This is a genomic window from Nostoc cycadae WK-1 (assembly GCF_002897135.1).
Lineage (GTDB): Bacteria > Cyanobacteriota > Cyanobacteriia > Cyanobacteriales > Nostocaceae > Nostoc_B.
The window spans coordinates 359,218-366,438 of the sequence record NZ_DF978425.1 but is presented as its reverse complement, the minus strand read 5'-3'; the positions used below and the strand labels follow the sequence as shown (position 1 = coordinate 366,438).

The following is a 7,221-nucleotide window of genomic DNA, read 5'->3' as shown; positions in this document are numbered from 1 at the left end:
ATCTCTTCACTTACCTGCGGAATGTCGGCACTAATTATCCGAACTTGACATAACGGATAAAACAGGATGAGAGGCGAGAAATGAGTATTTTTATACCAATTCTCTAAATCCAGCCTCTAGATAATTCTCCCCCTGCCCCTCTGCTGCATATATGTAGCCATATTTTGGGGAATTGGTATTACTCGCCCAGTCCAACGCACTGCCTCCTAAATTTATTTATGGGGTCTTTTCCCTTACACCCTGGCGTTTTTCCTCTTCAGTAACAAACTCAATGGTAAACTTAGGTTGCTCCTGAGTAATTTACCCTATCAATATGAATCATCCTTTTTTAAAGCTTAATTACACCAGACAATAATTAAAATTTACATTTTTTTGTGTTCAATGTGTAGATCAGTCTGTCTTAATTTCATCTGAGTTGATATAATCTCCATGCAAAATCAAATCAAAGTGCAGACTATCCATACAATTTTTTAATTTTTAAATCTAACTATTGAAAAAGTTTTAACTAAATCATAACCTATTAATTTAACTCACTAAACAGCTAAAAACCTATTCTGAAACTCAGCCTAATTACTAAAAATATTTTATAAATAACACATGCAGATTTTGATTTATTCCTATAACTACCATCCAGAACCAATTGGAATTGCACCTTTAATGACTGAACTAGCAGAAGGACTAGTCAAACAAGGTCATGAAGTGCGGGTAATTACAGGAATGCCCAACTATCCCCAACGAGAAATTTATCAAGGCTATCAGGGTAAGTGGTATGTTACAGAAAAAATTAATGGGGTAACTATTCAACGCAGTTATTTGCGAATTAAGTCAAAACCCAATTTGCTGGATAGATTACTGTTGGAGTTAAGTTTTATCGTGACTAGTTTGCCGCAAGCCTTGAGAGGTAAACGACCGGATATAATTGTGCTGACGATACCACCGTTATTAGTGACATTGCCAGCTGCTTTGTTAGGCAAACTATACAATTGCCCAATAGTGTTAAATGTGCAAGATATTCTACCAGAAGCAGCAGTGCGTGTTGGGTTAATGACTAATAAGAGGATGATTCGATTTTGTGAGTTATTAGAGAAATTTGCTTATCGAAATGCTCAAACCATCAGCGTGATTGCTGATGGTTTTTTAGAAAATTTAGTGAATAAAGGTATATCTGCTAAAAAAATTATTTGTATTCCGAACTGGGTAAATGTCAATTTCATTTATCCACTGGCAAAAGAGCATAATCCCTGGAAAATGACCCATCAATTAGATGGAAAATTTGTGGTGATGTATTCTGGGAATATTGCCTTGACTCAAGGTTTAGAAACAGTCGTCGCAGCGGCGGCGAAGTTAGGTCATATTCCAGAAATTACCTTTGTGATTGCTGGGGAAGCGATCGCATTAAGAAGATTACAACAATATTGTTTATCTTGTGGCGCAGACAATGTACTACTCTTACCGCTACAGCCGCGCGAACAACTCCCGCAAATGTTAGCTGCTGCTGATGTTGGGTTAATTGTGCAGAAACGCAATGTCATTTCCTTTAATATGCCTTCTAAGATTCCTCTGCTGTTGGCGAGTGGTCGCCCAATTGTGGGTTCAGTACCAGCAACAGGTACGGCGGCTAAAGCAATTCAAGAAAGTGGCGGAGGTGTAGTTGTCGAGCCAGAATCCCCAGATGCCTTAGCAGATGCCATCTTAGAGTTGTATGATCATCCACAGCGCCGAGAGCATTTAGGCAAGCAAGGCCGACAGTTTGCCGTTGAAAATTATGCTTGTGAACAAGCAATTGCAAAGTATGAAGAGCTATTTATGGATGCGATCGCTAAACGCACATCAAATGTGGATAATGTTCTAAAATTGAATTCCCCAGAATCAATTATTGATATTCAGTAAACTCAAAAATGGGGCGATATATTATGTTGGGTGTAGCGGAGGTTTTATGCCAGAACTACCTTTAGAGAATTTATCCACACCAATATATATTCAAATTGTCAGTCAGACTCCAGGGCGGTTACGGCTGAGAATTTCCCCTCAGCACCAAGAAAAAGCAGAAATTCAGCTAATTGCTAATTACCTCAAAGTCTTTTTTCCGCAGATTGATCAAGTTAAGGTGAATTCTCAAACAGGTAGCATTACAATATATACACCAGCCGAAAATAGCAATTTTGCAGAAATAATAGATAAATTACAGGCTCAAGGTTTAGTAATAATTACTCCAGGCGAAAAATCCCAGCCTGTAAAGTTAACTCAAACGCTATTTAAATTTAATCAGCAAGTCACAAATATTACTAAAGAGAGCGTAGACTTGCGAGTAATTATCCCATTTACTGTAGTGGCGATCGTGCTGAAAAGATTGCTTCCGCCCTTAGCTCGATGGAAAACAACCACTTTATATCTTTTGCTGTGGTATGGCTTAGAAAGCTTGGTTAAACTTAGCGACAAAAAGAAACCACCAACTGACGAATAGAAGTAAATCAATTTTAGATTGAAGATTCAAAATCTAAAATTCAATTACATGATGTCGTTAATTCTGAAAAATTAAGCCAAGGCAAAAAATACCTTGACTTTACTTTACTGAGTCTGAAGTTAGAGGCCTATGATTCTTCAGATGGAGACTCTTCAGAGACTTGCTCCGCGTCAGTTTCAGGCTCCGATTTAACAATAACTGGAGCTTTAACAGGTTTTGGCCCACGCGCTAAAGCAGGATTAACCTGCTGTTTAATTTCATCCTTAGCAGAGTCTTTTTTTCTTTTACCAGAGGAGCGATTATCTCTAGAATTTGAGCGTTTAGGATGAGATTCAATAGAAGGCGCAGAATCAGAATTTTCTGAATTATTGTCAGTATTTGCTTGAGCCTGACGTTCCGATTTCTTAATTGGGCGTTCTACCATTGTTAATTGTTAAAAATTTACTTGTATAGTACATCGGTTTGATGATTCTCAAACTGATGAGTAGGATTTTTCTGGGGATTTTGTTGTGGCTTAAAATCAAAGTAAGTATAAATACTTAAATATTTCTACTTTTTGAAGACACTTTCCAATATTAGCGTATATGTGCAGGGTGTGTTAACCAAGTAACCCACCCTGCAAAACCGATATTGAAAATTAATTTTTATTTCTTTCCAACATCACGAGCCATGTTGAGGTAATAATCCTCTACTTTGGACTGAGAGCGACGACGTGTAAATGTAGGCTTTTCCGAATTAGTCTTTTGCTCTGTTTTTATGGGTTCTTTATCTGCGACTCGCTGGATAGTTTGCGCCGCATCAGATTCCAAATAGTAACCAGAGTTAGTAAATCCGAAAATTTTAGCAAAAAAGCCAAAAATATTGCCAAAAACACTCAAAAAACCCTTGAAAACAATAGAAAAATAGCCTTCAAGGCGAATAAAAAAGTTCCGAATGATTTGAATTAGACGATCCATAGCAGCACCCTCTATGATTGCCTACTACCATTGTGACTTAATTTCATCATAATGAGGTTTTCAGTAGCAGGACTTAGGGAGAAAGTCACGGTTTATAACCTACTTCCATAGATAAGGCTACCAAAGGTTAATTGTCAGCATCCTTAGATGTATCTTTAGGTAGTTTAGTCAACACTATGAAATATTTATTAATATAGTTATAGATCAGTGTCGGAAGTTCAAAAGCTCTCATTTGCAGATACTAGATTTTCCACCATCGGAGTAGAAGACATGAAAGACCAAAAAAAATCCGACTCTAAAGAGTTCGTAGGCAATCTCAAGAATGGGATTTGGCTATTTGGACTCTCATCTTGGGTATTTGGCATTACCGATCGCAGCATTGCTTCTTTTGCAGATGGTTATCTCTCTGCTTTGGATTTAACGCAACTATTTACAGCAGCGACATTTTTTGTTGCATGGCTATTTTTAAAACCCACATCTAGAGTTTAAGAAGTGGATTTGTAAAATTTTGATTTAATTGGTCGCTCATTTTGTCAAGCTGATAAATACTTCCGAGGTAGAACGTTTTTTATAACAAAGTGCTGAATCTTAACCTATCTGAGCTCAAGAGTGAAAAATCTCTATGTAAGACAAATTTGATTATGCTATGGGTAAAGTGAGAGTAAAGGCTGTTTGACCAGAAGTTAGAGAATCCAAAGCTAGTTCGCCTTGATGCGCCCGCACAATTTCGCGGGCGAGGCTGAGTCCCAGCCCGATTCCTTCTACTTTACGGGTACGAGCCGGATCACCGCGATAAAAGCGCTCAAATAATCGATCGCGATCGCTGGCTAAAATATCTTTTGATGAATTGGCAATTGTAACTTTAAGAGTTTTTTGTGTTTGATACGCCTGAATCTTAATCCAGCCATCAGCAAAATTATATTTGATTGCATTACTCAGCAGATTTTGGAGAACTTGTATGAGTAAATCGCGATCGCCCTTTACCTGCAAATTATCAGGAATGTCAGTTTGCACACTCAAGTGAGGAGCCAGCAATTCTACATCTTCGACAATCTCCAGTAGCAACTCAGACATATTCACATCAGCCAGATACAAACCCATTTTTCCTGCATCTGCTAAAGATAAAAGCAAGAGTTTTCGCATAATTCCACTCAAGCGATGCACTTCATCTAATAAATTGCTTAAGCGTTGCTGTACTTCACTTCCCGGCTCAACTTGTTGGAGCGATCGCTCCAATTCACCTTGCAAAATAGTTAATGGGGTTTTTAGTTCGTGGGCTGCATCTGCACTAAAGCGTGAAGCTTGGGTAAAACTGCGTTCCAGACGTTCTAACATTTGGTTAAACACCCGAATCAGTTCCACAAATTCCACATCTGTTGTCTCACTGGGAATCCGCTGATCTAGCCCTTGGACTGTCACCTGTTGAATTACGCCTGTCAACTGGCGGATAGGATGTAACGCACCACCAGAAACAAACCAAGCCCCAACCGCAACTAAAAGTAATGCTCCTGGAATTGACACCAAAAAGATGTTGCGAATACTCGCCATTTCTTGATTGACGGCTTGTAGGCTGACGGCGAAAGCCACTTGAGCATTCGGAAATTTAGCCGCACCAATCCGCCAAGTTGCTTTTGCGGTGTGTTCCGTGACAAATTGTGGTGGAATTGGGCGAGGTGGTGGTTTTACAGGCTGATTTGTGCCGAAAATTACAGGCGGTCTTTGTCGGGGAATAGACGGTGGCGCAGGTGCTAACTCCAGACGCTGAATTAGTAAACCTTTCACCTCAGTATCCGCAGATAAGGAGTTAAATTCACGGATTGTCTGACCGTTAGTATCCAGTATCAGTAAGGCGATGGGGGTTTTTGAATTTGTTCCAAAGTCAGAAGGTAATAGTTCTGGGCGCGGAGGTAATTTTCCTGTCTCTGGGGGACGGTTGGCGCGGAGTAACTGATTTAACAGTTCTGCATCTAAGCGGCTAATTTTGGCATTGTAAATCTGAAACCAGGATACTGCACCAAAACCGACTAATGTAGTGCCAGCTAGAGTCGCAGATAACAGCGCAATGCGGAGTCGAAACGATCGCAGTTGTTTCACGATTGATTGTCTGGTTTGCGAAACCGATAGCCAACGCCGCGAATGCTTTCAATCCAATTTGTTTCGTCAATCGGGTCAATTTTTTTGCGAATGCGCTGAATGCAGACATCCACAACGTTAGTATTAGGGTTAAAATCATAGCCCCAAATATGTTCTAAGATTTGGGTACGGGTGAAAACTCGACCGGGAGAGCGCATCAGATATTCCAGTAAATTAAACTCACGGCTAGTAAGTTCTATAGCGCGTTGATTGCAGGTAACTTCCCGCGTGATGCGATCAAGTTTAATTGACCCAACCGCCAGCAAATTTTGGCGATCGCCTACACTCCGACGCACCACCGCATGAATCCGCGCCGCTAATTCTTCCACAAAAAAGGGTTTAGCAATGTAATCATCGGCTCCCAAGTTTAAACCAGCGAGGCGATCGTCTAGTTCATTACGAGCCGTTAACAAAATTACCGGAGCATTCCGCCCTTCCCGACGCAGTTGTTTGAGAATCGATAAACCATCTTTTCCCGGCACCATAATGTCCAGAATAATGGCATCATATTCGTTATCCATTGCTCGCAGATATCCATCATCACCGTTGTCGCAATAGTCTACGACAAATCCCTGTTCCTTCAGTCCAGCCCGGACGAAGTTAGCAATTTTTGCTTCATCTTCGACAAACAGAACATTCACAAGCTTTCACTAGTTCACTGATTGTTTCATTATAGGTTTGTTATCTTGTAACTTAAATTACAAATCTGTAATTTAGAGCATTTTTTCATAGTCAAAAATTGCGATCGCTCTTTTTCAATAACCTCTTGTGTATTCTTTGATCAAATTACAAAAATGTAATTTATAAAATAGGCTATCTGTAATTTTAAAGTGGCTTAATCATCAATGTCAGCAACATAAATTTTCGAGGTTAACTGTGATGAATATCCGTAGATTATTAACTGTCGCAGCAATTCCCTTTATGATTGGCACATTTGGTTTTGTGGGAAATAATCAGGCAAATGCCGAAACTTCTTCTCATCGCCACACACAAATTGCCGAGCAACTAAGTCCTAATAAAAAACCACAAATTAAACATCAACAAGCCCGTCCACAGCAGAAAAAGCGTCATCCCCAAGTGAATTCTCAGAACACAAATCATAATCATCAAGACTTAAATAGCCAGAAGAAAAATCAAGGAATTAGATTTTAGTTGTTAGGTTACACAACTGCTAATACCCAATGTGAACAACAAATATTTGTATGTAAATCTGACTGATTAAGTAACACCAAATAATTAGACCTGATGAACATCAATAATCGCCTATTAAGTCGCAGAGAAGCACTGGGTTTATTTAGGGCAGGTGGAACTGCAATATTTGTAGTGGGATGTATGCCGAAAAAGTCTATCTCTCCACAGCAACAAGTAAGTGTAGCTACTCCCATATCCATCTACGGTTAATTCTGCTAATTTGCCTGGATGTGTCGTTAGTCCACAGCAAACTGAAGGGCCTTATTTTGTTGATGAAAAGCTCAATCGCTCTGATATTCGCGCTGATCCGGCGGATGGTTCGGTCAAAGCAGGCGTACCCCTCCAATTAAAGCTGCATATTTCTCAAATTGGAGGTAGTGGCTGTATACCCCTTGCAGGTGCAATTGTGGATATTTGGCACTGTGACGCATTCGGTGTCTATTCAGATGTAATACCATTTCACTAAAAAAATGATAA

Annotated in this window: 10 protein-coding genes; 6 read left to right on the top strand and 4 right to left on the bottom strand. The window is 39.6% G+C overall.

From position 1 onward, the window contains the following. The first annotated feature begins 597 nt into the window (after positions 1–597). Together NCWK1_RS09600 and NCWK1_RS09595 are read left to right on the top strand one after the other, a co-directional pair. Positions 598–1,890 (top strand): glycosyltransferase family 4 protein, encoded by a 1,293-nt coding sequence (locus NCWK1_RS09600; protein ID WP_103124551.1) that lies wholly within the window; start codon positions 598–600, stop codon positions 1,888–1,890. 46 nt (positions 1,891–1,936) lie between these two features. After that, positions 1,937–2,464 (top strand): HMA2 domain-containing protein, encoded by a 528-nt coding sequence (locus NCWK1_RS09595; protein WP_096579875.1) that lies wholly within the window; start codon positions 1,937–1,939, stop codon positions 2,462–2,464. A gap of 127 nt (positions 2,465–2,591) precedes the next feature. Here the strand turns inward: NCWK1_RS09595 and NCWK1_RS09590 are convergent, their stop codons facing one another. Together NCWK1_RS09590 and NCWK1_RS09585 are read right to left on the bottom strand one after the other, a co-directional pair. Further along, positions 2,592–2,888: a hypothetical protein gene (locus NCWK1_RS09590; protein WP_096579873.1), complete on the bottom strand. Its 297-nt coding sequence runs from the start codon at positions 2,886–2,888 to the stop codon at positions 2,592–2,594. A gap of 220 nt (positions 2,889–3,108) precedes the next feature. Next, a complete protein-coding gene (locus NCWK1_RS09585; RefSeq protein WP_096579871.1) occupies positions 3,109–3,420 on the bottom strand; it encodes a threonine dehydratase in 312 nt (103 codons plus the stop codon). Between the two features lie 270 nt (positions 3,421–3,690). Between NCWK1_RS09585 and NCWK1_RS09580 the strand changes: the two genes are divergently transcribed. Beyond that, the gene (locus NCWK1_RS09580; protein ID WP_096579869.1) at positions 3,691–3,909 is read left to right on the top strand and encodes a hypothetical protein; all 219 of its coding nucleotides are present in this window, start codon (positions 3,691–3,693) and stop codon (positions 3,907–3,909) included. 150 nt (positions 3,910–4,059) lie between these two features. Here the strand turns inward: NCWK1_RS09580 and NCWK1_RS09575 are convergent, their stop codons facing one another. Together NCWK1_RS09575 and NCWK1_RS09570 are read right to left on the bottom strand one after the other, a co-directional pair. Then, positions 4,060–5,514, bottom strand: coding sequence for a sensor histidine kinase (locus NCWK1_RS09575; protein ID WP_187308102.1), 1,455 nt, complete (start codon positions 5,512–5,514; stop codon positions 4,060–4,062). Further along, entirely contained in the window at positions 5,511–6,194 is a 684-nt protein-coding gene (locus NCWK1_RS09570) for a response regulator transcription factor (RefSeq protein ID WP_103124550.1), read from the bottom strand. Before NCWK1_RS09570 ends, NCWK1_RS09575 begins: the two co-directional genes overlap by 4 nt. A 238-nt stretch (positions 6,195–6,432) precedes the next feature. Here NCWK1_RS09570 and NCWK1_RS09565 point away from each other — a divergent pair, with 238 nt between their 5' ends. From NCWK1_RS09565 to NCWK1_RS09560, 3 genes are all read left to right on the top strand, one after another. Further along, on the top strand, positions 6,433–6,705 hold the full coding sequence (locus tag NCWK1_RS09565) for a hypothetical protein (RefSeq protein ID WP_103124549.1): 273 nt from the start codon (positions 6,433–6,435) through the stop codon (positions 6,703–6,705). A gap of 93 nt (positions 6,706–6,798) precedes the next feature. Continuing rightward, a complete protein-coding gene (locus NCWK1_RS29490; RefSeq protein ID WP_187308100.1) occupies positions 6,799–6,954 on the top strand; it encodes a hypothetical protein in 156 nt (51 codons plus the stop codon). Positions 6,955–6,964: 10 nt separating this feature from the next. After that, entirely contained in the window at positions 6,965–7,210 is a 246-nt protein-coding gene (locus tag NCWK1_RS09560) for a peptidase associated/transthyretin-like domain-containing protein (protein ID WP_222838779.1), read from the top strand. Positions 7,211–7,221: the final 11 nt, after the last annotated feature.

Coding starts and splice junctions, on each gene's coding strand:
- NCWK1_RS29490 (WP_187308100.1), top strand. CDS start 6,799: ATGAACATCAATAATCGCCTATTAAGTCGCAGAGAAGCACTGGGTTTA.
- NCWK1_RS09590 (WP_096579873.1), bottom strand. CDS start 2,888: ATGGTAGAACGCCCAATTAAGAAATCGGAACGTCAGGCTCAAGCAAAT.
- NCWK1_RS09580 (WP_096579869.1), top strand. CDS start 3,691: ATGAAAGACCAAAAAAAATCCGACTCTAAAGAGTTCGTAGGCAATCTC.
- NCWK1_RS09595 (WP_096579875.1), top strand. CDS start 1,937: ATGCCAGAACTACCTTTAGAGAATTTATCCACACCAATATATATTCAA.
- NCWK1_RS09585 (WP_096579871.1), bottom strand. CDS start 3,420: ATGGATCGTCTAATTCAAATCATTCGGAACTTTTTTATTCGCCTTGAA.
- NCWK1_RS09600 (WP_103124551.1), top strand. CDS start 598: ATGCAGATTTTGATTTATTCCTATAACTACCATCCAGAACCAATTGGA.
- NCWK1_RS09565 (WP_103124549.1), top strand. CDS start 6,433: ATGAATATCCGTAGATTATTAACTGTCGCAGCAATTCCCTTTATGATT.